Origin of the sequence: Candidatus Planktophila sp. (assembly GCA_030681675.1) — a bacterium.
GTDB lineage: Bacteria > Actinomycetota > Actinomycetes > Nanopelagicales > Nanopelagicaceae > Planktophila.
In genome coordinates, this window is sequence record JAUXRP010000017.1 from 1 (window position 1) to 24,838 (window position 24,838).

Sequence of the window (24,838 nt, forward strand, 5' to 3'; positions counted from 1 at the left end):
GTTGTGATCATTAATCCACCACCGACTAATCCACCACCGACTAATCCACCACCGACTAATCCACCACCGACTAATCCACCACCGACTAATCCACCACCGACTAATCCACCACCGACTAATCCACCACCGACTAATCCACCACCGACTAATCCACCACCAGTTGATGAAAATGTCACACCAGTAGAGGTCTCATCGACGTATTCAGTACTCTCAGATACAACGAATACGCGAATCACCTCTTCTTCAATCCCTAGCGGTTATTTATCGGCCATGGGAATTGCATCTACATCCGGTTCAACGATTTTTGACCACCCAAGTGGCTTGGCTTCCAATGGAGTTAATTTATTGTTGGCCGATCGTGGCAATAACCGGATATTAGTTTGGAACACGGCGCCAACCTCTTCTTCAACTGCGCCAGATTTCGTTTTGTGTCAATCCTCAACTACCACGACCGCAAGTGGCTCTAGCCTAAATCAATGCAACTGGCCGAGCGATTTGATTGTTACAAGCACTGGCAAATTACTTGTTGCAGACACTGACAATAATCGCGTCCTCGTATGGAATACATTGCCAACAACGAGCGGGCAGAGTGCTAGTTATGCCATGGACCTTGGTGCTGATGCATGGCCATGGGGTGTCTGGTCCAATGGAACAAAAGTCGTCGTGAGTGCGACTGGAAAATCTCAACTAAAAATCTGGAACACTTTTCCCTCAACTGGAACTGAAGCCTCAGATATAACAATGATTGGGAATACAACAAATTGTCTGGGTACTCCGCGCGGAGTAACGAGCAACGGAACGGCAATCATCGTTGGTGACCATAATGGCAAGTGCGGGGTTGAACATGTAGCACATGTATTTTCCTCGTGGCCAGCCTCTTCCAGCGCCGCGGTTTCCTACGATATTGTCCCATCGGATACAAATGGCGCGTGGCCCTCCGGCTCTTTTGATCCAGCGACAGGCAAAATGTATCTGCTTGCAACCTGGCTTGTTGAATATTCTGGTGCGCCCGCAACCCAACCCACTGCGACAAGAATTGCGAGTGGAACTCCATTTGATGGTGGAGATGGCGGAGATGTAGAGATTATTAATGGGTATACCTACGTATCTGAGTACAACGGTAATCGAATCGCAGTTTTCATGGGAATTCCAGGAGCGAGTGCGGCAGCGGATTTCTATCTTGGATCGACCGGTCCTAGTGGAGCTTCGAAGGTAGGAAATGGTGATTACGTGGGCCAGGCCATTGAAAATACTTTGCAGACAAATTATTTAATTACAAATCCACAAGTTGCAACCCTTGGCGGAGCGATGGCAATTAACAGCGACTTTGATCGCAAGATTTATGTTTGGAAATCAATCCCCGCCACCGACGGAGCTAAACCTGATTTAGTGTGGACAACACAAAACCAAAGAGCGAGTAATCCGCTCTTGGCGATGGATTTTCAACCCGACTCTTCTGCTGCAACAGTTGCAGCCGATGGCAATCCGCTTTACGCATTAGCAGGAGAGAAAACCTTTATCATCTGGCGCGGAATTCCTACAAAAACAACAGACCTACCGATACTAAATATCTCTAACTCAATAGGTAATGTGACTTTCGGTGGCGCGCTTCGAGTGGCAGCAGATAATAAGTATTTCTATATTCTAGATACTGACGCAAAGAAGATATTTGTATGGTCGGGTTATCCAACTGATAAAAATGACAGCCCTGATTTTTCAATCAATGCGACACTTAATCGAATTCGATCTGATGGCACGTGGCTAACTGGAACAAGCCTCTACTCGAACCCACATGTATCACTTTGGTCAGTTGCCTCACTCAGTCAAAACGCATCAACAAGTGGCACAGTAAGTGGTGTGGCAATGAATTTACCAAGTGATGCACTCGTTTCAAATGGAGCTCTTTTTGTTGCAGATACTTCTTTTCACCGAATACTTGTGTGGAATAGCCTGAGCTCGGCCTTGGCTGGCGGGTTACCTGATGCATATCTAGGCGCGACATCATCTTCCGATACGAGGGCGGCACAGTCAGCCACTGAAGTTCGCTGGCCAGCATCGCTTTGGGTAGCAAACGGCTATCTCTGGGTCGGTGAGCGTAAATTCGGGCACCGTGTTTTGCGCTATGCCTTATCGCCCTAATTGGGTTGAATTAGCTATTGATTGGGCAATTTGACCGTATGGGGCGCGCATCCGTACTCTTATCCTCTGCCCGCCGCCATTTGAGCGGGCTTAATTGAACTGGAGTAACACGTGTACGCAATCGTTAAAGCTGGTGGGCGCCAGGAGAAAGTCGCAGTTGGCGACACAGTAATCGTCGATCGTATGGCCGCTGCTGTTGGTGCAACCGTCTCATTTCCTGCCCTTCTCCTCGTCGATGGTGCAACTGTTACTACCGATGCCGCGGCCTTAGCTGCAGTGAAGGTAACTGGCGAAGTTCTTGAAGAGGTTAAGGGGCCAAAGATCGACATCTTGCGTTATAAGAACAAGACCGGTCACCGTCGTCGTCAAGGCTTTCGTGCCCAGCTCACACGCGTAAAAATTACCGCCATCAACGGCGCGAAGTAAGGGAGAGAGCGTAAATGGCAAGTAAGAAGGGTGTCTCCTCGACACGTAACGGTCGCGACTCAAATCCACAGTACCTTGGCATCAAGCGCTTTGGTGGCCAGGAAGTTAACGCAGGCGAGATTTTAGTTCGTCAGCGCGGAACACATTTTCACCCAGGCAAGAACGTAGGACGTGGTAAAGATGACACGCTCTTTGCTCTTGCAGCAGGCGCCGTTGAATTCGGTCGCGCTCGTGGACGTCGTGTAGTGAACGTGGTTCCGGCCGCTTAATTTAGGTTTCTCATAATAGAGCGAGCCGCGAATCGTGGCTCGCTTTTTTATTGCTGGTGATTAGGAAAAGTAATGAGTATCAATTAATAAGTAAAGATTGTGTAGAAACTATTAATGTGAAGGGAGTACATGAGATGACAACTTTCGTCGATCGTGTAACTCTCTATGCCATCGCTGGAAAAGGTGGCGATGGTTGTGTCTCTGTTAAGCGAGAAAAATTTAAACCACTGGGTGGACCAGATGGCGGAAATGGTGGACGAGGTGGAGATGTAGTTCTCGTCGTCGATCCATCGGTTACGACGCTTTTAGATTTTCACCATTCACCTCACCGCAAAGCAACTTCGGGTCATCAAGGATATGGTGATCGAAAAGATGGATATCAAGGCGAAGATTTAATTCTCCCAGTTCCAAACGGCACGGTAGTTTTCAATAGTAACGGCGAACAAATCGCAGATTTAATCGGTAACGGAACCGTATTTATTGCAGCCCAAGGTGGACATGGTGGTCTTGGAAACTTGGCCCTTGCATCTTCCAAACGTCGAGCACCTGGCTTCGCACTTCTCGGTGAACCAGGTGAAGAGCGCACACTTTCCCTAGAACTTAAATCCGTAGCCGATATTGCACTCGTGGGTTATCCAAGTGCCGGCAAATCCTCTTTAATTGCCGCGATTTCTGCGGCACGTCCAAAGATTGCCGACTATCCATTTACAACCCTTGTTCCAAACTTAGGCGTTGTCCAAGCTGGTGAGACACGTTTTACTGTCGCCGATGTTCCAGGTTTGATTCCGGGGGCTAGCCAAGGCAAGGGTTTAGGTCTTGAATTTCTACGCCATGTCGAGCGCTGTGTTGCTTTAGTTCATGTGCTTGACTGTGGAACGCTAGAGACAGATCGCAACCCAGTTCATGATCTTGAGATTATTGAAAATGAACTTGCACTTTATGGTGGCCTTGAAGATCGAGTGCGAATCATTGCGCTAAATAAAATAGATTTACCTGATGGCCAGGCGATGGCTGACATGGTGGCAGATGAACTTCGCGAAAAAGGTTATGAGGTTTATCCTGTATCGGCGGCCTCACGCGCTGGCTTGCAAGATCTCACCTATGCAATGGCGCGTTTGATTCAAAAGGATCGCGCCGCTGCAGTCGTCGAAGTACGTACTCGAATCGTTTTGCGACCAGTTGCAGTTGATGACTCTGGTTTTGCAGTTAAGGCAAATGCCGATGGTTCATTTACTGTTCGGGGTAAGAAAGTGGAGCGATGGGTACGTCAAACTAACTTTAAAAATGCCGAGGCCATTGGCTACTTAGCTGATCGCTTAGCTCAATTAGGCGTTGAAAAAGAGCTCTTCAAAAAAGGCGCGGTCGCCGGAAGCGAAGTCCGAATCGGTGATGGAGCTACCGAAGTTGTATTTGATTGGGAGCCAACCATTGAGGCCGGGGCCGAGCAGTTAGCTGGCCATTTACATCGCCGCGGCGAAGATTCGCGTCTTGAATCGACATGGGCGCAAAACGAGCGGGTAGAAGTTGAAGATGTCTTAAGCGATGATGAAATCGCCAAGCAGTGGGAGTACAAGGTAACCGACCCTCATACGCCTAAACTTTCACCACTCATCGCTGATGAAACAGCAGAAGTTGGAGATGCCAAGTGAGCAGAGCGCAGATTACCTCTGCAAAACGCATTGTCATCAAGATCGGCTCATCCTCTCTCACTGGTAAGGCCGGATCCCAGTTAGATTCAGCGGCACTTGAAAAACTCGCTGACGTCGTCGCTGTATGTAAAGCGCGTGGTGCAGATGTTGTTATCGTCTCATCCGGTGCGATTGCCGCAGGACTTGCCCCACTTGGTCTGACATCGCGCCCTAAAGATTTGGCTACCGCCCAAGCTGCAGCCTCGGTGGGTCAAGGTTTATTGATCGCTCACTACACGCAAAGTTTTGCCAAACATTCAATTACTGCCTCACAAGTATTAATTACTACCGAAGATGTTGTGCGCCGTTCACATTATCAAAATGCTCAGCGTACCTTGTATCGCCTGCTTCAACTCGGCGTTGTACCAGTGATTAATGAAAATGACTCGGTCGGAACCCAAGAGATACGTTTCGGTGACAATGATCGCTTAGCCGCACTCGTTGCACTCCTTGTTGGTGCAGACTTATTAGTCCTTGTCTCAGATATCGATGCTTTATATGACGCGCCTCCGACTCAGCCAGGTGCTAAAGCAATCCATGAAGTTGTAGATATCTCCGATATCGAAAATGTCGTTCTCGGCGGTGCTGGCACTGCCGGAGTAGGTAGTGGAGGAATGATCACTAAGGTTGAAGCGGCTCGAATCGCCACTAACGCTGGAATCCCAATGCTTTTAACTTCATTGGCCGATGTTGATAAATCTATGAATGGCGCAGAGTTCGGAACGTATTTTCATGCTCATACAAGCAAAACTACTTCACGCTTATTGTGGTTAGCTCATGCAACAACAACCCAAGGAAAACTCGTTCTAGATGCAGGGGCAGTTACAGCAATTTTGGAGCGCGGAACTTCGCTCTTGCCTGCAGGTGTTACGGCAGTTCATGGAGATTTCATTGCAGGAGATGCAGTTGAATTAGTTGGACCAGATGGGACAGTAATCGCGCGCGGATTAGTGGCATTTGATAGTGAAGAGATTCCAGTGATGCTGGGTCGATCGACTAAAGAGTTAGCCCAAGCACTAGGTCCAGAGTATGAGCGTGAATTAGTGCACCGAGACGATTTAGTCTTACTTTAAATATGGGCTGCCACTCTTAATTTGGATTCCTTAGAAGTAGAGAACTCATTAGAATTTTAGAGCATCCAAGATTGCTCTGAGGAGTGGCAATGGAAAGTAACTCTGCCCACACACGTTCTGTCTTCACTATTGTTTTAATTCTGGCCGGCTTTAGCGGAATGAATTTTACGAACGCTGCACAAGTCAAATACACGGTGCCTTCAGCACCGACCAATGTCTCTGTGACTGCCGGTCTAAATAGTGCAACTTTGAGATGGAAAGCACCTTCAAATAATGGAGGTAAGAAAATCACTTCGTATAGAGTCACATACAACCCAGGTAAGAATATTTATCTTTGCAAAAAATCTGCCACAAGCTGTCAAGTTCCAATTGCAAACCCAAACAAGCCAAGTGCTAAGCCAGCACCTGTTTGGTTCTATTTTACAGTAGCTGCCGTCAACTCAATTGGAACTGGTTCAGAATCTATAGTTGGAAATGCTCGCGTGCTTATTCGTTTTCGTGCCACGAAGACCATCCCGTGGACTGTGCCAGACTCAACTTTGATGCCCACCCCTACGCCAACATCCAGCGCTTCACCATCACCTACAACGCAGGTTTCAACCCCTCCACTGCAGACAGGTATAAAGAATTTTGATGGAAAATATAGAGGCACCGCAGTCGTTTCCGTTACTCAAAATGAGCAAGTAATCTCATTTCTCTCCTCAACCATCGACACCGTAGACACTGTATTGAATGGTGACATCACTGGGAGAGCTGGAATATGGAAAATTAATGGAATAGTCACTGATGCACTAGGTATTGCAACAATTACGGCATCTAACTCTTTATTTGGAAGTATCTCTTTTACGCTAACTTTTGTCACTGATCCAATAACCAAAGTAGCTAAGGGTTCTGGTCAAGGAATCAGTACCGTTGATTACCCCGGTTTGGGTAGCATAAAAATAAGTTTTACCTTCAATATTTCAAGCGGTGCTTAATACGGTAGAACTGTGCACTTTACTTATTTGAAATTAGGGCCAAAACAGGCGCTACACGCTCACTTCGCCCATCTGAGCTCGTTGGCTCATCACTGAGTTTTACGATGACAGTTTTATTGGCAGGATCCATCCAGACAAATTGACCATGTAGCCCCAACATTAAGTTAATACCGGGATATGGATGCCAGACTTGGGCACCATATCCCCAGCCATAATCAAGAGTTACTGTGGGGGTAGAAATTCTGTTTCGCCAAGTGCTACTAATGATGCTTGATGTGGGTTTTATTAACTCAACTCCGACCAGAGCATAATCTCGAGCCGTGGCATTGAAACAACAGAAAGCTTTTTCAGTTCCTCCAATTCGATCAACGTTCCATGTTGCGATTTCTCTAGCTCCAACTTTTTGCCAGATACTTTCGCTGAAATAGTCGACCAAACTTCGGCCCGTAACTTTTTTAATTATCATTCCCAGCATCAGCGTATCAACTGAGCGATACTCAGCAAAGGTGCCAGGCTCTTCCTTCATCATTCGGTTGTGCATCAAAAACCAGTCAACATCGGTGGATGCATACATTTGAGCAATAGCAACGCCCCATCCGCTTGGACCAGTGGGATAGTTATCGGAAACTCCAACACCGGCCTTCATATCAAGTAAATCTTTGATGGTGACGTTATCAAAAGAAGTACCGGCCTTGAACTGAGGCAAAACGCCAACAAAAGTGTCGCTCTCTTTAATTGATCCCTCATCAATTAACTTTCCAATCATCAGCGAGGTCATTGTTTTGGCTACTGAATATGAAGGAAGTCGAGTTTGCGCACTCATCCCATTCAAATACTTTTCATAGGTTAAAACACCATCACGAATGACTAAGAAAGCATTTGTGTGCGTTGATTCCAAGAACTCATCAAAAGTTATTTGTGAACCTTCAAAATCTACGGTTGCCGGCATATCTTCAGTTCCCGTGCTCCAGTTCGCAGGTACATCTGCCGCCTTGATCGTATGTGCCGGCATTAAATCCGGCGTCTTAGATGCAGGTGCTAGACCTAACTTTATGGCGGCAATCGGCTCGGGATATCTAATCGCCTTTGTTAAACCGAAAAGAGCAACATAAATAACCAAGATAACAATGAAGGACCTGCGAATAAATCTAAGCACGCCCATGAGCCTAATCCCGATAGGCTTGCCCGCATGGATGCCACAGCGCTAATTTCCAAACTCGCTGGATCTGCGCGCACCGCCGCACGTACCTTGAACGTTGCCTCGGGGGCAGAGCGAAGTGCCGCCTTACTCTCTATCGCCGAGGCAATTGATCTCCGCAATTCTGAAATTCTCGCCGCCAATGAAAAAGATATGGCACGGGGCCGTGCAACTGGATTAAATCCCTCCCTCTTAGATCGCTTGTTATTGACTCCAGCTCGAATTGCTGGAATTGCCGAGGGTGCACGCCAAGTCGCGGCTCTTGAAGATCCACTCGGTAAAACTCTTCGCCAATCAGTACTTGCTAATGGAATTGAGCTTCAACAAATTACTGTTCCATTTGGTGTGATCGGAATGGTCTATGAAGCGCGCCCGAACGTCACTGTAGATGCGGCAGTTATTTTGCTCATGTCTGGAAATGCGGCACTGCTACGCGGATCATCAAACGCCGCTGAAAGCAACCAAATTCTCGTCACTGTAATGCGCGATGCATTAGCGACAACCTCTATCTCACCCGATGTAGTGCAATTAGTACCTTCCGATGATCGCGACACCGTAAAGGCACTACTGCATGCCCGAGGAAAAGTTGACCTTGTTATTCCACGTGGCAGTGCATCGCTCATTCGAATGGTGGTCGACGAATCTACAGTTCCCACAATTGAAACTGGTGCAGGTGTTTGCCATGTATTTATAGATGAGTTTGCCGATCTTTCTATCGCGCTGCCAATTATTATTAACTCGAAAGTACAGCGCCCTAGTGTGTGTAATGCGGCAGAGACGCTTTTAGTTCATAAAAATATTGCACAAGAGTTTTTACCTGTTGCTATGGCCGCTCTCAATGAGGCCGGCGTAATTTTGCATTGTGATGCTCGCTCCCTAGCTTTGGCGAATTCAATTCCAGCCAGTTTGGCCACTGAAGAAAACTGGTCAACTGAGTATGGGAGCCTTGAAATGAATGTGGCGATTGTGGATTCAGTTGATGCCGCAAGTGATCACATCGCTAAATACGGTACCCAACATACCGAGGCGATAGTGACTGAAAATAAAGCTAATGCTGCGCGTTTTATAGCACTAAGCGATTGCGCTGCGGTAATGGTAAATACCTCGACTCGATTTACCGATGGTGAGCAGATGGGCTTTGGCGCTGAAATTGGGATATCAAATCAAAAACTCCATGCCCGCGGTCCTATGGGATTAGAAGCTATGACTACCACCACCTGGATCGTCACCGGCAATGGTCAAATTCGCAGTTAACCTGCAAATTAATTAGACTCCACACCTATGAGCAGCCTCTCACGCGATGATGTCGCAAACCTTGCACGCCTTGCACGCATCGAAATGAGCGAAGAAGAACTCATCAACTTAACGAACGAGTTTACGGTTATTTTGGACGCAGTTGCTAGAGTGCAAGAGGTAGCCAGCGCTGATGTGGAGCCAACTTCTCATCCTTTGCCACTTCGAAATGTTTTTCGCCCCGATGGTGTTGTGACATCTCTGACTCCAGAAGCAGCATTGTCGGGTGCACCTGCACAAGAGGATTCACGTTTTCGCGTGCCACAGATTTTGGGTGAAGAAGCATGATCCATTTAACCGCCGCCCAGATGGCCTCAAAACTTATCGCTGGTGAAACCACCTCAGTTGAATTAACGCAGGCGCATCTACATCGCATCGCCGAAGTTGATTCCGATGTGCATGCCTTTCTCTTTGTTGATTCAGTGGGCGCGCTCGAACAGGCTGCTGCAGTTGATGATAAGCGTTCAGCCGGTGAAAAACTGGCGCCTTTAGCCGGAGTTCCACTTGCTCTTAAAGATGTCATGGTGCAAAAGGGCATACCAACTACTGCAGGGTCAAAGATTCTTGAAGGCTGGCGTCCACCGTATGACTCAACCGTTGTTACAAACTTAAAAAATAATGGAATTATTATTTTAGGTAAGACAAATATGGATGAGTTTGCAATGGGCTCATCAACTGAAAACTCAGCTTATGGCCCAACCCACAACCCTTGGGATTTAACACGAATCCCTGGCGGCTCTGGCGGTGGATCGTCAGCGGCTTTAGCGGCATTTGAAGCACCACTTGCTATCGGAACCGATACGGGCGGATCGATTCGCCAACCTGCCGCAGTCACCGGAACGGTGGGTGTAAAGCCAACGTATGGTGGGGTTTCACGCTTTGGTCTGATCGCCTTTTCATCATCACTTGATCAAGCAGGACCATGTGCACGTACTGTTTTAGATGCCGCGCTCTTGCATGAGGCGATTGCCGGTCACGATCCAAAGGATTCAACGAGTATTAATGCACCCGTTCCGCAGGTTGTTGCTGCAGCAAAAACTGGCGACGTTAAAGGAATGAAAATTGGTGTTGTTAAAGAGTTAAATGGCGATGGTTATCAAAGTGGAGTACGCATGCGTTTTGAGGAGTCATTAGAACTTCTGGCTGAGGCTGGCGCTGAAATAGTTGAAGTATCTGCACCTAACTTTGAATACGCTTTAGCGGCATATTATTTAATTGCACCATCTGAGTGCTCATCTAACTTAGCTCGCTTCGATGCAATGCGCTATGGACTTCGTGTTGGGGATGTCGATGGAGCATCGGCCGAATCAGTAATGAATTTAACTCGCGAAGTTGGTTTTGGGCGCGAAGTTAAACGTCGAATTATTCTTGGAACGTATGCACTTTCATCCGGTTATTACGATGCGTATTACGGTAGTGCACAAAAAGTTCGCACGCTCATTACACAAGATTTCAATAAAGCCTTTGAAAAATGTGACGTAATGGTCTCACCAACCTGCCCAACAACGGCCTTTAAAATCGGCGAAAAATCAAATGATCCAATTGCAATGTATTTAAATGACATCGCAACTATTCCAGTTAACATGGCTGGTATTGGTGGAATGTCGCTACCTGCAGGTTTAGCCCCTGAAGATGGCTTACCAGTTGGTTTCCAAATCATGGCACCTGCGATGCAAGATCAGCGTATGTACTTAGTTGGCGCTGCTCTAGAGGCCGCGCTTCTGACACGATGGGGTGCGCCTTTGCTTTCACAGGCACCTGAATTGGTAGGTAAATAAGTGGCACTTACGTACGATCAGGTCATTTCAAAGTACGAACCAGTACTTGGCCTTGAAGTTCATGTTGAATTGAATACGCAGTCGAAGATGTTTTGTGGCTGTAGTACGATTTTTGGTGGCGCGCCAAATACGCAGACCTGTCCAGTTTGCTTGGCTCTGCCGGGTGCACTTCCGACGGTCAATGAAAAGGCGATTGAATCCACAATCAAAATCGGCTTAGCGCTGAACTGTTCAATTGCGCCTTTTTCTCGCTTTGCACGTAAGAATTATTTTTATCCCGATATGCCTAAAAATTTCCAGATTTCACAGTATGACGAGCCAATCTGCACCAATGGATTCGTGGATGTTGAAATCGAAACCGATGAAGGTCCCAAGAGCTTTCGTATCGACATCGAACGCGTACATATGGAGGAAGACACAGGTAAATCACTTCACGTAGGTGGCGCAACTGGACGTATCCATGGAGCTGAATACTCTTTACTCGACTACAACCGCGCGGGAATTCCTTTAGTTGAAATTGTGACGAAAATTGTTCCTGGCACAGGTAAATATGCGCCAGAGGTTGCAAAAGCCTATGTTGCCGAGCTCCGCGATATTTTGCGCTCACTGGGTGTCAGCGATGTAAAGATGGAGCAAGGCTCACTTCGCTGTGATGCCAACGTCTCTCTCCGCTTAATTGGAGCCGAAACTTTAGGCGTTCGTAGCGAGACTAAAAATGTTAACTCGTTGCGCTCTGTTGAACGCGCGATTCGCGGAGAAATGATTCGCCATGCCGAACTTTTAAATAAAGGGGAGCGAGTTGTCCAAGAGACTCGTCACTTCCAAGAGGAGTCTGGGCTAACACGCTCTGGTCGCTCAAAAGAGCAGGCCGAGGATTACCGCTATTTTCCAGAGCCAGATTTAGTACCAGTCGCACCAGATTCTGTATGGATTGAAACTCTGCGCCAATCACTTCCAGAGCGACCATCGATTCATCGCAAACGTTTACAAGAGGCATGGTCGGTGCCGGATAAAGAAATGGCGGCGATGATAAATGCCGACGTCTTGAATCTCGTTGAGGCAACGGTTAATGAAGGTGCAGATCCAACCAAGGCTCGCAGTTGGTGGCTCGGTGAGATTTCACGAATTGCAAACGACAAGGATGTCGCTATTTCTGATTTAGCGATCACACCCGCAGATGTCGCAGAGATTGTGGCTTTAGTGAATGCGGGCGAACTAACCGATAAGTTAGCCCGTCAAGTAATCGAGGGCGTAATTGCAGGTGAAGGTAAACCCGCTGCAGTGATCTCTGCGCGCGGAATTAAGGTTGTAAATGATGATGGCGCACTGATGGCCGCAATTGAAAAAGTCTGCGCAGAACAACCTGAGACCGCTGAAAAAATTCGCAACGGCCACTTACCGGCAGCGGGGGCGTTAATTGGCGCAGTCATGAAAGAGACAAAGGGCCAAGCAGATGCCGCTCGCGTACGAGAGCTTCTACTTGGCCATTTGCTTCAAAGATGATTTGGCTCAAACTTAATTAGTGAACTAAAACCTCTTCACTTTCAACCACTGCCTCTTTTCCTATATTGATAAAGAAGAACAAGACCACTGCACCAATAAACAGCAACCCTGCACTAGCCTTAAAAGCAACGGTAAAGCCATGTGTCATTGCAAATGCCTGCGTTAGATCTCCAAGAGAACTATTGGCAGTTGCATATGTGGCCGTTGCTGTAGCTGCAACAGTATTGAGGAGTGCGGTACCAAGTGAGCCACCAATTTGCTGACTTGTATTCACCATTGCACTGGCAACACCAGTGTCATGATGTGAAACGCCATGAAGTGAAGTCGAAGTAAGTGGAATAAATACGAGCGCCATTCCACTAGACATAATTAGGAGCGATGGCATCACATGAGTTAGGTATGAAGTGTCGGGAGTGATTCGTGCAAGAAGAAGCAAACCCAGACTAGATGCTATTAAACCCGGGATCATAAGTGGCTTTGGTCCCACCTTAGGCAAAAGTTGCGAAGCGATTCCGGCAAAAGCAATAATGCCGGCGGTGAAGGGCAAGAAAGCAAAGCCGGATTTCAAAGGACTGTATCCGAGAATTACTTGTAGGTAGAGACCTAAAAATAAGAACATTGAAAATAAACCTGCGCCTACTACTAATGATCCAAGGTAAGAGCCACCACGATTTCGCTCTGTAATAACGCGGAGGGGCATCATTGGATTTACAACTTTGCTTTCAATGATCACGAACATAACTAGAAGAACAATCGCAGTGATTAAGAAGCCAATAGTTAGACTATCTGACCAACCGGTCGTTGCTGCTTGGTTAAAACCATATGTAAGTGAAAAAAGACCTGCAGTTGCGGTGATTACACCTGGGATATCATAAGTTCGATTTCCTTCGGCCTTAGATTCATGAACAAAACGTGTGGCCAATAGAAATGCAATAATCGCGATTGGAACGTTTACACCTAAGCACCAACGCCATGAGAAAAACTCAGTTAAAGTTCCACCAACGATTAAGCCAATGGCCGCGCCTCCACCGGAGATTGCGCCCATGACACCAAAAGCCTTAGCGCGCTCAGCAGGTACTGTGAAAGTTACTGAGATGATTGCTAAAGCTGCAGGGGCAAGAAGTGCGGCGAAGACACCTTGCAGTGCGCGAGCACCAAATAACAAGCCTTGTGTTGTGGCAATTCCGCCCAGAGCAGATGCACCTGCAAAGCCTAATAAACCAATGAGAAATATACGTTTGCGGCCCATGAAATCTCCGATGCGACCACCGAGCAGTAAAAGTGATCCGAATGCTAATGTATAAGCGGTTATGACCCACTGCTGATTCGCGTCTGTAATTCCAAGGTCAACTTTGGCACTTGGGATTGCAATGTTTACGATGGAAGAGTCTAAAACAATCATGAGCTGCGCAATTGCAACTACAAAAAGTGTACGCCAGCGATCTGGGGCCTGACCTGCTGGATAGTTAGGGTTTGACATGTTCTCTCCTTTTATTTGTTACTTTTTCGAGCTGATGGAATTAAGACGTCATCGACTAAGGCTTCGATGAATTTTCGATTAACCGGCTGCTGTGACATAAAAATTCGGTAGGTCATAATTGCGGGAGTGATCTCAGCTAATAGTTCTAAGTTTGCATTAAGTGAGATTTCACCGCGCTTAATTGCTCGTTCAAGAATTACCTCATGTACTTGAATTTCGCCATCTCGGACTGAATGAGGAATAGCTTTTGCAAGCTCTGAATCCATTTTTGCCGCACTCATGATCGATGCTATGACGGCACCATCTGGACCTTTCAAAACCTTCACTTTAGCCAATAGAAGTTCAACTAAGTCGTCGCGTAAATTTCCAGTATTAATGGAAGGGGTTTGAGAAAAGGCGTGATGTGAAATAGCGTTTGCAATTACCTCTTGTTTGTTCTTCCAACGTCGATAAATTGTCGCCTTGCTAACACCGGCTTTAAGTGCAATCGCCTCTATAGTGCATCGCTCATATCCAACCTCTTGGATCAGGGAAATTGCAGCTTCGGCAATTGCATCTTCACGTTTGGAATCGCGAGGTCGCCCTTTAATGCATAGAGCATTTACTGGGCACATATCGACCTCCTATACGAAACGGTACGGTTGCGTATCGTAAAGCAGTGAGGTGCATTCTGCAACTTGAACGCCTACGATTACTCCATGTCAACGATGAAGCCACGTTCAGGGTTAGTGACCGATGGAATGGAGCGTGCTCCGGCACGTGGAATGCTTCGCGCCGTTGGAATGGGAGATGAAGACTGGGTTAAACCCCAAATCGGTATCGCCTCGTCGTGGAATGAAATCACCCCATGCAACTTGTCCCTTGATCGCCTAGCCAAAGCTTCGCGCCAAGGCGTCATCGATGCCGGCGGATTTCCGATGCAGTTTGGCACGATCTCGGTTTCAGATGGAATATCTATGGGACACGAGGGAATGCATTTTTCTCTCGTTTCGCGAGAAGTAATCGCCGATTCAGTGGAAACAGTTATGCAGGCCGAGCGTTTAGATGGAATGGTGACTTTTGCCGGTTGTGATAAATCCTTACCGGGGATGATGATGGCCGCAGCGCGCATCGATGTTGCTAGCGTCTTTGTCTACGCCGGTTCAACGCTTCCAGGACAGGTCGATGGAAAAGATGTCACGATTATCGATGCCTTCGAAGCCGTAGGTGCATGTGCACGAGGCTTGATTACACAGGAGCGCGTAGATCAAATAGAGCGCGCTATTTGTCCGGGTGAAGGTGCATGCGGTGGAATGTATACGGCTAACACAATGGCCAGCATTGGCGAAGCGATTGGTTTATCTCTTCCAGGATCGGCTGCGCCTCCCGCCGTTGATCGCCGGCGCGATGCCTTTGCCGTTAAATCCGGCGCAGCGGTCGTCGAATTAATCCGTGCAGGAATTACTACGCGCGATATTTTAACGAAGCAGGCATTTGAAAATGCAATTACAATTTTGATGGCATTGGGTGGCTCAACGAATGCGGTTCTGCATCTACTTGCAATTGCACATGAGGCTGACGTTGATTTAGAACTCAATGACTTTCATCGCATCGGTTCAAAGATTCCGCTACTGGGAGATTTAAAACCTTTCGGACGATTTGTCATGAGTGATATGGATAAAATCGGGGGAGTTCCGGTAATTCTTAAAGCCCTCCTTGATGCCAAGTTGTTGCATGGCGATGTCTTAACTGTGACTGGAAAGACGATGGCCGAAAATTTAGCCGAGATAAATCCACCAGATCCTGATGGAGAAATTCTGCGTGCGGCATCAAAACCACTCTCAACCGATATTGGAATCACAATTTTAGGCGGCACACTGGCACCCGATGGCGCAGTATGTAAAACGGCCGGAATTGGAATTGAATCCTTTGAAGGTCCAGTTCGAGTATTCGAGCGTGAACAAGCGGCGATGGATGCACTCGAAAACGGAACTATTCAAGCAGGCGATGTCGTTGTTATTCGCTACGAAGGTCCAAAAGGTGGACCCGGAATGCGCGAAATGTTAATGATCACAGGTGCTATAAAGGGCGCCGGTCTTGGCAAATCCACTCTGCTGCTGACCGATGGACGTTTCTCTGGAGGATCAACGGGCTTATGTGTCGGTCACGTGGCCCCTGAGGCAGTAGATGGTGGCCCCATTGCATTTGTAAAAGATGGAGACATTGTTCGCATCGATATCACCAATAGAACCTTGGATTTACTGGTCGATGAGGCCGAACTCGCAGCCCGTAAAATTGGCTGGGCACCCCTGACCCATAAGTACACCCGCGGCGTCTTGCACAAATACTCCAAGCTGGTCGGCTCAGCATCTAAAGGCGCAGTCTGCGACTAAAACTGTTCAGATTGTGAGATGTGCATCTCATACCTTGACTCACATCAAAAGCTATTGGAGAATACATACATGTTTACAACAGTTGTTGTGGTGATTTAAAAGCGCGTGATCTAGCAGTTCGATCGCGCGCTACCCTCAGTTAATCTGGGGGTTTTTTCATTTATACACCACACCGAAGGCGAAAGGAGATGGAGATGAGTGCAATGAATGGAGCCAGTTCACTCGTGGCATCGCTGGAGGCCGCTGGCGTCGATGTGATGTTTGGAATTCCCGGTGGTGCGATCCTTCCAGCATATGATCCAATTTTTTCTAGCTCTATCCGCCATATTCTTGTGCGCCACGAACAGGGTGCCGGCCATGCTGCAACTGGTTATGCCCAAGTAACAGGTCGTGTCGGAGTCTGTATTGCAACATCTGGACCAGGGGCTACAAATCTTGTTACTCCACTTGCCGATGCGGCAATGGACTCAGTCCCAGTTGTGGCAATTACCGGCCAGGTTCCATCGGTTGCAATCGGCACCGATGCATTTCAAGAGGCCGATATCCGTGGCATCACAATGCCATTTGCAAAACATAATTATCTCATTACCGACCCTGCCGATATTCCACGTGCAATCGCCGAGGCCTTCCATATTGCAAGCACTGGTCGTCCTGGTCCAGTCCTTGTGGATATTGCAAAAGATGCTCTACAGAAGATGACGGATTTTAACTATCCAACATCGGTTTCACTAAAGGGTTATCAACCGAGGACTATCACTTGCGCCGAATCGATAACCGATGCCGCTGATTTAATTGCGCAATCGAGCAAACCCGTCTTTTACGTTGGCGGCGGAGTCATCAAAGCAAATGCTTCGCGTGAACTATTAGAGCTCGCGCAGTTACTTGGTGCGCCAGTTGTTACAACTCTCATGGCCCGCGGTGCTTTTCCAGACTCACATCCATTGAATTTAGGGATGCCAGGGATGCATGGCACCGTTGCCGCCGTTACCGCGCTGCAGAAGGCGGATCTATTAATAACTCTTGGCGCTCGCTTTGATGATCGCGTAACTGGAAAACTTTCAACCTTTGCCGTTAATGCAAAGGTAATTCATGCCGATGTGGATCCCGCTGAAATAGGTAAGAATAGATTTGCCGATGTGCCCGTGCTCGGAGATTTGAAACATACAATCACCGCGCTGATTCCAGCGTTGAAGGAATCCCTTGCAAAGAATCGTCCGGATTTAACACCGTGGCTTCGCCAGATGAACTCATTGAAAACAACATATCCAGTGGGCTATGACATACCCGCTGATGGTTCGCTCTCACCTCAGTATGTAATCGAGCGCTTAGGAAAAATCTCTGGCCCGCAAACTATTTTTGCATCCGGTGTGGGCCAGCATCAGATGTGGGCATCTCAATTTATCTCATATGAAAACCCCCGCACATGGCTTAACTCTGGAGGCCTTGGCACGATGGGATATGCCGTACCGGCCGCGATGGGCGCAAAGGTCGGTGCACCAGATACAACGGTGTGGGCGATCGATGGTGATGGTTGTTTCCAAATGACTAATCAAGAGCTAACAACGTGTGCACTTAATAACATTCCGATTAAAGTTGCGATAATTAACAATGAATCATTAGGAATGGTCCGACAGTGGCAGACGCTTTTTTATGAGGGCCGCTACTCAAATACCAATCTTGAATCAAAGCGAATTCCAAATTTTCCTATGTTGGCAGAGGCGATGGGCTGTGTAGGTTTAAGTTGTGATCGACCAGAAGATGTCGATGCAACAATTGAGAAGGCGATGAGCATTAATAATCAACCGGTGGTAGTTGATTTTAGAGTCAATCGAGATGCGATGGTCTGGCCAATGGTCGCCGCCGGAACATCAAATGATGAAATAATGATTGCGCGCGAGACTGCGCCCGACTGGGGTTCTCAGGAGTTATAAAATGGCCCAACACACACTAGAAGTTATCGTTGAAAACTCACCTGGCGTTTTAGCACGTGTGGCAGGCCTGTTTGCACGACGGGCTTACAACATTGAACGCTTATCAGTTGGTCCGACCAGTAACCCCGAGACCTCTAAAATGGAGATAGTAGTTAACCTAGATGGCCACGTTCTTGAGCAAGTAATTGCTCAGCTAGATAAGTTGGTCAATGTAATTTCAATAATTGAGATATTGCCAGATGAAGTACAACCAATTGTTCACGACACACAACCCGATTATCAGAACTAAGGAGAAATACCGTGGCAGCAACGATGTATCACGAAGAGGATGCTGATCTATCCATCATTCAAGCCCGCAAGGTCGCGATTATTGGTTACGGATCGCAGGGACATGCCCATGCATTGAGTTTGCGTGATAGTGGTGTCGATGTACGCGTCGGTCTAAAAGATGGCTCACCATCGCGAGCAAAGGCCGAAACCGAAGGTTTGCGAGTTACCAGTGTGGCCGAAGCGGTCAAAGAGGCAACGGTCATTATGATTTTGGCGCCAGATCATCTTCAACGACATATCTATACCGACTCTATTCTTCCCAACCTGAAAGATGGCGACGCACTTTTCTTTGGCCATGGATTCAATATTCGTTTTGGTTACATTAAGCCATCGGCCAACGTCGATGTCTGCATGGTTGCTCCAAAAGGCCCAGGCCACTTAGTTCGCCGCGAATTCGCTGCCGGCCGTGGAGTTCCAGTCATCGTCGCCGTTGAGCAGGATTCAACTGGCAGTGCCTGGCCGTTAACACTTTCCTATGCCAAGGCGATCGGCGGATTACGGGCCGGTGGAATTTTAACGACATTTACTGAAGAGACTGAGACCGATTTATTTGGCGAGCAATCTGTTTTGTGTGGCGGTGCATCCCAGCTCGTAATGTATGGCTTTGAAGTTCTCACAGAAGCGGGTTACCAACCAGAGGTTGCATACTTTGAGTGTCTACACGAACTCAAATTAATCGTAGATTTAATGTACGAAGGTGGAATCGCAAAGCAGCGTTGGTCGGTATCTGACACCGCTGAATTCGGAGATTATGTTTCTGGTCCACGTGTTATTGACCCACATGTTAAGGAAAACATGAAGGCCGTGCTCGCCGATATTCAAAGTGGAGTTTTTGCCAAGCGCTTTATTGATGATCAAGAGGCCGGCGCACCTGAATTTAAATCACTTCGCGCTAAAGGCGAAGCACATCCAATCGAGGCCGTTGGCCGTCAGCTTCGCACAATGTTTTCTTGGATGAAGGCGACAAAGGGCGACGATTATAAAGAGGGTAGCGTGGCACGTGGATAAACCCGTTGTATTAATCGCTGAGGAGTTAAGCCCTGCAACGTTAGAGGCCTTAGGTCCAGATTTTGAAGTTCTTAACTGCGACGGAGCAAATCGCACCGAGCTATTGGCTGTATTAGCTAAAGGTGTAGATGCGGTGCTTATTCGCTCGGCAACGAAAATGGATGCCGAAGCAATTGATGCGGCTAAGGGTTTGAAAGTTATCGCCCGTGCAGGGGTTGGTTTAGATAACGTCGATATTCCTGCAGCCACGGCCGCTGGAGTCATGGTTGTAAACGCTCCAACATCGAATATTGTTAGCGCGGCCGAACTTGCAATCTCACTGCTTCTCGCTTCAGCGCGATTTGTCTCACCTGCTCACGCCGCATTGCGAAATGGTAAGTGGGCCAGATCAAAGTACACCGGCGCCGAACTATTTGAAAAAACATTAGGGATCGTTGGCTTCGGTCGTATCGGTCAATTAGTTGCACAGCGAATGCAGGCATTTGGCATGGAAATCATCGCGTACGACCCATATTTACAGCCCGCACGAGCCGCCCAACTTGGCGTTCGTTTAGTAGATCTCGACGAACTTCTGCGTACTTCAGATTTCATCACAATTCACTTACCTAAAACTAAAGAGACGGCGAATTTAATCGGCGTTGAAGCGTTGAAAAAAGTTAAGCCCGCCGTACGAATTGTGAACGCGGCACGTGGGGGAGTTCTGGATGAGGCCGCACTCTACGATGCAATTGTTGAAGGTCGCGTCGCCGGAGCTGGCTTAGATGTATTTTCAACCGAGCCATGCACTGATTCGCCCTTATTTACTTTAGATAACGTGGTTGCGACACCACACTTAGGTGCATCAACGGATGAAGCACAAGAGCGCGCGGGAATCGCCGTTGCTGTGTCAGTACGCAAAGCTTTGGCTGGTGAGCTCGTTCCAGATGCAGTCAATGTAAAGGGCGGGGTTATTGCCCAAGAGATTCGACCATCACTGCCACTCGTAGAAAAAATGGCACAGATCGCAACTGAACTTCTAGGTGAAACCCCAGTTCACATGGATATTCAAGTCCGTGGTGAAATTTCAATACATGACTCATCAATCCTTGCAATTAGCGCACTCAAAGGTGCACTCATTGCAGTCGGTGCCGAAGAAGTTACCTATGTTAATGCTCCAGGACTAGCTGCAGAGCGCGGAATGACTTCGAATGTAACGACCACCGCCGATAGCGCAGAGTATCGATCCATGATTTCATTACGCGCCGCAACAGGTAGTGGAAAATCGATGATAGTTGATGGCACTTTAATGGGAATCAGACAGACCCAGAAGATTATCGGAATCGACAATTTCTCACTCGACTTACCTCCAACGACTCACATTCTATTTTTGCGTTACGTTGATCAACCCGGAGTCATCGGCACTGTTGGTCATACGTTAGGTCAAGCCCATATCAATATTGCTGGAATGCAGGTTGCTCGTAGTACTGCCGGCGGACAAGCGCTCATGGCGCTCTCTGTCGACTCAGATGTAAGTGAAGAGGTTTTGGCGACTATTAAGAGAGAGACCGGCGCAGAATCCGTTCGCGCCGTTGTGCTGGTGGATTGATGAAAACTATTAACTTAGCCGTCATCGCCGGAGATGGAATCGGACCAGAAGTTGTTAACGAAGGCTTGAAAGTTTTAGATGCCGTCTCTAAAAAGTACGACGTCGAATTCAAACAGAGTTCTTATGAATTAGGTGCGGCCAACTGGCATCGCACTGGCATCGCTCTTTCCGATGAAACAATGGTCGAGCTTGCAAAGGCCGATGTCATCCTTCTTGGAGCGGTCGGTGACCCAACGGTTCCCAGTGGAGTATTAGAGCGTGGATTACTGCTCAAACTTCGCTTTGCCTTTGATCACTACGTTAATTTACGTCCAGCGAAATTAATGCCAGGCGTAACTGGCCCACTTGCAACTAAGGCCGCAATAGATTTCCTCGTAGTCCGCGAAGGTACTGAAGGTCCTTACTCTGGTGCTGGTGGGGTTATGGCAATTGGCACCGAAGCAGAGATTGCCACCGAAGAGAGTCTTAATACTCGCCGCGGCGCCGAACGTGTAATACGCGATGCTTTTGAGCGCGCATTAAAACGCGATCGTAAAAAAATTACGATGGTGCATAAAAACAATGTTCTCGTCCACTCGGGCGATCTTTGGACCCGCACTTTTAATGAGGTCGCTAAAGATTACCCAGGCGTCACAACAGATTATTTACATGCCGATGCCGCCGCAATGTTTCTTATTACTAACCCAGAACGCTTTGATATCATCGTTACCGACAACTTATTTGGTGACATCTTGACCGACATCGCCGCGGCGATCTGTGGTGGCATCGGTCTTGCAGCATCCGGCAATATCAATCCAACGGGTGAGTTTCCCTCAATGTTCGAGCCAGTACACGGATCAGCCCCTGACATTGCCGGTAAAAATATCGCCGACCCAACGGCCACTGTAATGTCAGTTGCGATGATGCTAGAACACTTAGGTTTTGGCGATGCCGCGCGTGATGTTGAGCGGGCCGTTGCCGCCGATTTATTAGTTCGTGGAGATAAAAAGCGAAGCACTAGTGAAGTTGGAGATGCGCTGGTTGCAGCGTTATAAAACTATGAAGACAACTATCAATCCGCATATGAAAGATGATGCCACACGCAGCGCGCAGATTGCCGAAGGTGGCTTTGGCCGTCATTACACCGACCACATGATCACACGCGAGTGGAGTGAAAAAGATGGCTGGCAAGCGCCAGAGTTAGTTCCTTACGGACCCATCACACTAGATCCTGCGACCGCGGTTTTTCATTACGCCCAAGAAATCTTCGAAGGTATGAAGGCTTACCGCCAACCCGATGGTGGAGTCTCACTCTTTCGCCCCGAGCAAAACGCACAGCGCTTTGCTAAATCGGCGGCACGATTAGCTCTTCCGCAAATGTCGGTGGAAGCATTTATTGAAACTTTAGAGACGCTCATAAAGCAAGATTCGAAGTGGGTTCCCAATAATGTGGGGGAGTCGCTGTACATGCGCCCCTTTATGTTTGCTACCGAAGTTGGTTTAGGTGTGCGGCCATCAAATAAAGCGTTGTACATGCTCATTGCAACCCCTGCCAGTGGTTATTTTTCTACTAACACGGCGGTCTCGGTATGGATTTCAACCGAATATGTCCGTGCCGCCCTTGGTGGAACAGGCGAAGCAAAGTGCGGTGGAAATTATGCAGCTTCTTTAGTTGCACAAAAAGCGGCCGCTAAACAAGGCTGTGATCAAGTGGTGTGGATTGATGCCGTTGAGCGAAAATGGATTGAAGAGATGGGTGGCATGAATCTGTACTTCGTCAGAGGCAAGGGCGCAGATGCAACGTTGGTAACTCCTAAACTCACAGGCACGCTGCTACCCGGAATCACACGCGATTCGATTTTAACTGTTGCCAATGATTTAGGGTATAAAAGTGAAGAGGCGATGATCAGTATCGATGATTGGCATCACGGAGTTGAATCAGGTGAGATCACAGAGATATTTGCTTGCGGAACCGCAGCGGTGATTACTCCAGTTGGATCTGCTAAGAGTGCCATGGGTACATGGGTTACAGGTGATGGCGAACCTGGTCCTATTACTGGACAAATTCGAGCACACCTACTTGGAATTCAGCATGGCACGATCGCAGATACGCATGGTTGGATGCATCGGGTTCTTTAATGGCAATCGATGACGCTTTCCATATTTATGACACAACGCTGCGCGATGGTGCTCAGCAAGAAGGGCTTAGCCTCTCAGTTCATGACAAGTTAACTATCGCGCGACATTTAGATGATCTAGGCGTTGGCTTTATCGAAGGCGGTTGGCCGGGTGCAAATCCTAAAGACACCGAGTTCTTTGCCCGGGCTAGAAAGGAACTTCACTTAAAGAATTCGACTTTTGTGGCCTTTGGAGCAACCCGTCGCCCTAATGTTAAAGCGGCCAATGATGTTTTACTAGGCGCACTTCGAGATAGCGGGGCACCAGTAGTAACGCTAGTTGCGAAAGCTTTTGATCGCCACGTTGATTTAGCGCTAAAAACAACCCTGGATGAAAACTTGGCGATGATTCGCGATTCAGTCACACATTTAATTCACGAGGGCCAACGCGTTTTCTTAGATGCCGAACATTTCTTTGACGGCTATCGAAATAACCGTGCCTACGCACTTGAAACCATTCGCGTTGCCGCCGAAGCCGGCGCAGATGTCATTGCGCTCTGTGATACCAATGGTGGAATGTTGCCCGATGAACTCTCCCAGATTGTTCACGATGTTTTGACGTCAACCTCAGCCCGCCTTGGTATCCACTGCCACAATGACACTGGATGCGCCGTTGCAAATTCAATGGCGGCGATCGCCGCTGGTGCCACACATGTTCAAGGAACTTTAAATGGTTATGGCGAACGCACGGGCAATGCCGATCTCGTAACGATTATCGCTAACTTAGAGTTAAAGAAGCACCAATTAGTTCTACCGCACAATACTTTGCAAGAGGCATTTAGAATTTCCCATGCCGTTGCAGAAGTAACGAATGTCTCATCAAGTTCACGCCAACCATATGTTGGTATTTCAGCTTTTGCCCATAAGGCTGGCCTTCATGCCAGTGCAATTAAAGTAGATCCCGCGCTCTACCAACATGAAGATCCCCAGTCAGTAGGAAACGATATGCGTATGTTGGTCTCTGATATGGCCGGACGGGCATCGATTGAATTAAAATCCCAAGAATTAGGTGTGGATTTAGGTGGCGATAACGAACTCATTAAGCGAATCGTGGGCCGCGTCAAAGATATGGAGTCACAAGGCTTCTCCTTTGAGGCCGCTGATGCCTCTTTCGAACTTTTAATCCATGAAGAAATTAGAGGAGAACGTCCCTCCTTTTTTACTATTGAACATTGGTTAACTACAGTTGAACGCGCCGAGGATCAAAGCATTCTGACCAAGGCCGAAGTCACAGTTATTGCCAGGGGAACGAAGATAGTCTGCATCGGCACTGGCAACGGTCCAGTGAACGCCTTTGATAACGCCCTTCGCTCAGGACTTATTCAATTCTATCCAGCACTTGAGAAATTAAAACTTATCGATTACAAAGTAAGAATCCTTGAGGGCCGCTTAGGTACTGGTGCAATCACTCGAGTTCTAGTTGAAACCAGCGATGGCACTAATGAGTGGAGCACGGTCGGCGTGCATGAAAACGTCATCGCTGCCTCTGCTATGGCGTTAGAAGATGCGATTAACTTTGGCCTATTGCGTCAAAAATAATTTTTGCCAGGAGATTTCTCATACGGTGCTGGATCGAGACTGAGCTAATAAAAGGGCAACATAGGCCTTTAGCAGCCTCACGCTTCAAATTCT

22 protein-coding genes are annotated in these 24,838 nt (G+C 47.8%); 18 read left to right on the plus strand and 4 right to left on the minus strand.

Annotated elements, in window-relative coordinates; genetic code table 11:
* Window positions 1–236 (minus strand): hypothetical protein (locus Q8K48_05030; GenBank protein MDP1851760.1); only part of this gene is annotated, 236 nt, incomplete at its 3' end.
* 34 nt (window positions 237–270) lie between these two features.
* Between Q8K48_05030 and Q8K48_05035 the strand changes: the two genes are divergently transcribed.
* From Q8K48_05035 to Q8K48_05060, 6 genes are all read left to right on the plus strand, one after another.
* Window positions 271–2,139 (plus strand): hypothetical protein, encoded by a 1,869-nt coding sequence (locus tag Q8K48_05035; GenBank protein ID MDP1851761.1) that lies wholly within the window; start codon window positions 271–273, stop codon window positions 2,137–2,139.
* A gap of 111 nt (window positions 2,140–2,250) precedes the next feature.
* Window positions 2,251–2,565, plus strand: a complete 315-nt coding sequence (rplU, locus tag Q8K48_05040) for a 50S ribosomal protein L21 (GenBank protein ID MDP1851762.1) — start codon at window positions 2,251–2,253, stop codon at window positions 2,563–2,565.
* A gap of 14 nt (window positions 2,566–2,579) precedes the next feature.
* Complete coding sequence (rpmA, locus tag Q8K48_05045) at window positions 2,580–2,834, plus strand: 50S ribosomal protein L27 (protein ID MDP1851763.1); 255 nt, start codon at window positions 2,580–2,582, stop codon at window positions 2,832–2,834.
* A gap of 134 nt (window positions 2,835–2,968) precedes the next feature.
* Window positions 2,969–4,483: a GTPase ObgE gene (gene obgE, locus Q8K48_05050; protein ID MDP1851764.1), complete on the plus strand. Its 1,515-nt coding sequence runs from the start codon at window positions 2,969–2,971 to the stop codon at window positions 4,481–4,483.
* Window positions 4,480–5,595, plus strand: a complete 1,116-nt coding sequence (gene proB, locus Q8K48_05055; protein ID MDP1851765.1) for a glutamate 5-kinase — start codon at window positions 4,480–4,482, stop codon at window positions 5,593–5,595. Before obgE ends, proB begins: the two co-directional genes overlap by 4 nt.
* Window positions 5,596–5,684: 89 nt before the next feature.
* Complete coding sequence (locus Q8K48_05060; GenBank protein MDP1851766.1) at window positions 5,685–6,572, plus strand: fibronectin type III domain-containing protein; 888 nt, start codon at window positions 5,685–5,687, stop codon at window positions 6,570–6,572.
* Window positions 6,573–6,591: 19 nt separating this feature from the next.
* On the opposite strand, the gene Q8K48_05065 is transcribed toward Q8K48_05060, so the two are convergent.
* Window positions 6,592–7,728 (minus strand): serine hydrolase, encoded by a 1,137-nt coding sequence (locus Q8K48_05065; GenBank protein MDP1851767.1) that lies wholly within the window; start codon window positions 7,726–7,728, stop codon window positions 6,592–6,594.
* A gap of 33 nt (window positions 7,729–7,761) precedes the next feature.
* On the opposite strand from Q8K48_05065, the gene Q8K48_05070 reads away from it, so the two are divergent.
* From Q8K48_05070 to gatB, 4 genes are read left to right on the plus strand one after another with little or no spacing between them, the layout of a single operon-like run.
* Window positions 7,762–9,024 (plus strand): glutamate-5-semialdehyde dehydrogenase, encoded by a 1,263-nt coding sequence (locus Q8K48_05070; protein MDP1851768.1) that lies wholly within the window; start codon window positions 7,762–7,764, stop codon window positions 9,022–9,024.
* Between the two features lie 27 nt (window positions 9,025–9,051).
* Entirely contained in the window at window positions 9,052–9,351 is a 300-nt protein-coding gene (gene gatC / locus Q8K48_05075) for an Asp-tRNA(Asn)/Glu-tRNA(Gln) amidotransferase subunit GatC (protein ID MDP1851769.1), read from the plus strand.
* Window positions 9,348–10,841: an Asp-tRNA(Asn)/Glu-tRNA(Gln) amidotransferase subunit GatA gene (gene gatA / locus Q8K48_05080; protein MDP1851770.1), complete on the plus strand. Its 1,494-nt coding sequence runs from the start codon at window positions 9,348–9,350 to the stop codon at window positions 10,839–10,841. Before gatC ends, gatA begins: the two co-directional genes overlap by 4 nt.
* Window positions 10,842–12,344, plus strand: a complete 1,503-nt coding sequence (gene gatB, locus Q8K48_05085) for an Asp-tRNA(Asn)/Glu-tRNA(Gln) amidotransferase subunit GatB (GenBank protein MDP1851771.1) — start codon at window positions 10,842–10,844, stop codon at window positions 12,342–12,344. It abuts the gene before it with no gap.
* A gap of 16 nt (window positions 12,345–12,360) precedes the next feature.
* Here gatB and Q8K48_05090 read toward each other — a convergent pair whose 3' ends face one another.
* A complete protein-coding gene (locus Q8K48_05090; GenBank protein ID MDP1851772.1) occupies window positions 12,361–13,824 on the minus strand; it encodes an MFS transporter in 1,464 nt (487 codons plus the stop codon).
* Window positions 13,825–13,835: 11 nt separating this feature from the next.
* Window positions 13,836–14,438 (minus strand): TetR/AcrR family transcriptional regulator, encoded by a 603-nt coding sequence (locus Q8K48_05095; GenBank protein MDP1851773.1) that lies wholly within the window; start codon window positions 14,436–14,438, stop codon window positions 13,836–13,838.
* An 84-nt stretch (window positions 14,439–14,522) separates the two neighbouring features.
* Between Q8K48_05095 and ilvD the strand changes: the two genes are divergently transcribed.
* The 8 genes from ilvD to cimA all read left to right on the plus strand — a co-directional run bounded on the left by ilvD (window position 14,523) and on the right by cimA (window position 24,745).
* Window positions 14,523–16,196, plus strand: a complete 1,674-nt coding sequence (ilvD, locus tag Q8K48_05100; GenBank protein ID MDP1851774.1) for a dihydroxy-acid dehydratase — start codon at window positions 14,523–14,525, stop codon at window positions 16,194–16,196.
* Between the two features lie 158 nt (window positions 16,197–16,354).
* A complete protein-coding gene (locus Q8K48_05105) occupies window positions 16,355–18,127 on the plus strand; it encodes an acetolactate synthase large subunit (GenBank protein ID MDP1851775.1) in 1,773 nt (590 codons plus the stop codon).
* Between the two features lies 1 nt (window position 18,128).
* Window positions 18,129–18,416 (plus strand): acetolactate synthase small subunit, encoded by a 288-nt coding sequence (ilvN, locus tag Q8K48_05110; protein ID MDP1851776.1) that lies wholly within the window; start codon window positions 18,129–18,131, stop codon window positions 18,414–18,416.
* Window positions 18,417–18,427: 11 nt separating this feature from the next.
* Complete coding sequence (ilvC, locus tag Q8K48_05115) at window positions 18,428–19,465, plus strand: ketol-acid reductoisomerase (protein ID MDP1851777.1); 1,038 nt, start codon at window positions 18,428–18,430, stop codon at window positions 19,463–19,465.
* Complete coding sequence (serA, locus tag Q8K48_05120) at window positions 19,458–21,050, plus strand: phosphoglycerate dehydrogenase (protein ID MDP1851778.1); 1,593 nt, start codon at window positions 19,458–19,460, stop codon at window positions 21,048–21,050. The genes ilvC and serA overlap by 8 nt, the downstream gene beginning before the upstream one ends.
* Entirely contained in the window at window positions 21,050–22,084 is a 1,035-nt protein-coding gene (locus tag Q8K48_05125; GenBank protein MDP1851779.1) for a 3-isopropylmalate dehydrogenase, read from the plus strand. Before serA ends, Q8K48_05125 begins: the two co-directional genes overlap by 1 nt.
* On the plus strand, window positions 22,050–23,168 hold the full coding sequence (locus tag Q8K48_05130) for a branched-chain amino acid aminotransferase (protein MDP1851780.1): 1,119 nt from the start codon (window positions 22,050–22,052) through the stop codon (window positions 23,166–23,168). The genes Q8K48_05125 and Q8K48_05130 overlap by 35 nt, the downstream gene beginning before the upstream one ends.
* Window positions 23,168–24,745 carry a citramalate synthase gene (gene cimA, locus Q8K48_05135; protein MDP1851781.1) on the plus strand — a complete coding sequence of 526 codons (1,578 nt, stop codon included), beginning with the start codon at window positions 23,168–23,170 and terminating at the stop codon, window positions 24,743–24,745. The genes Q8K48_05130 and cimA overlap by 1 nt, the downstream gene beginning before the upstream one ends.
* Window positions 24,746–24,838 lie beyond the last annotated feature (93 nt).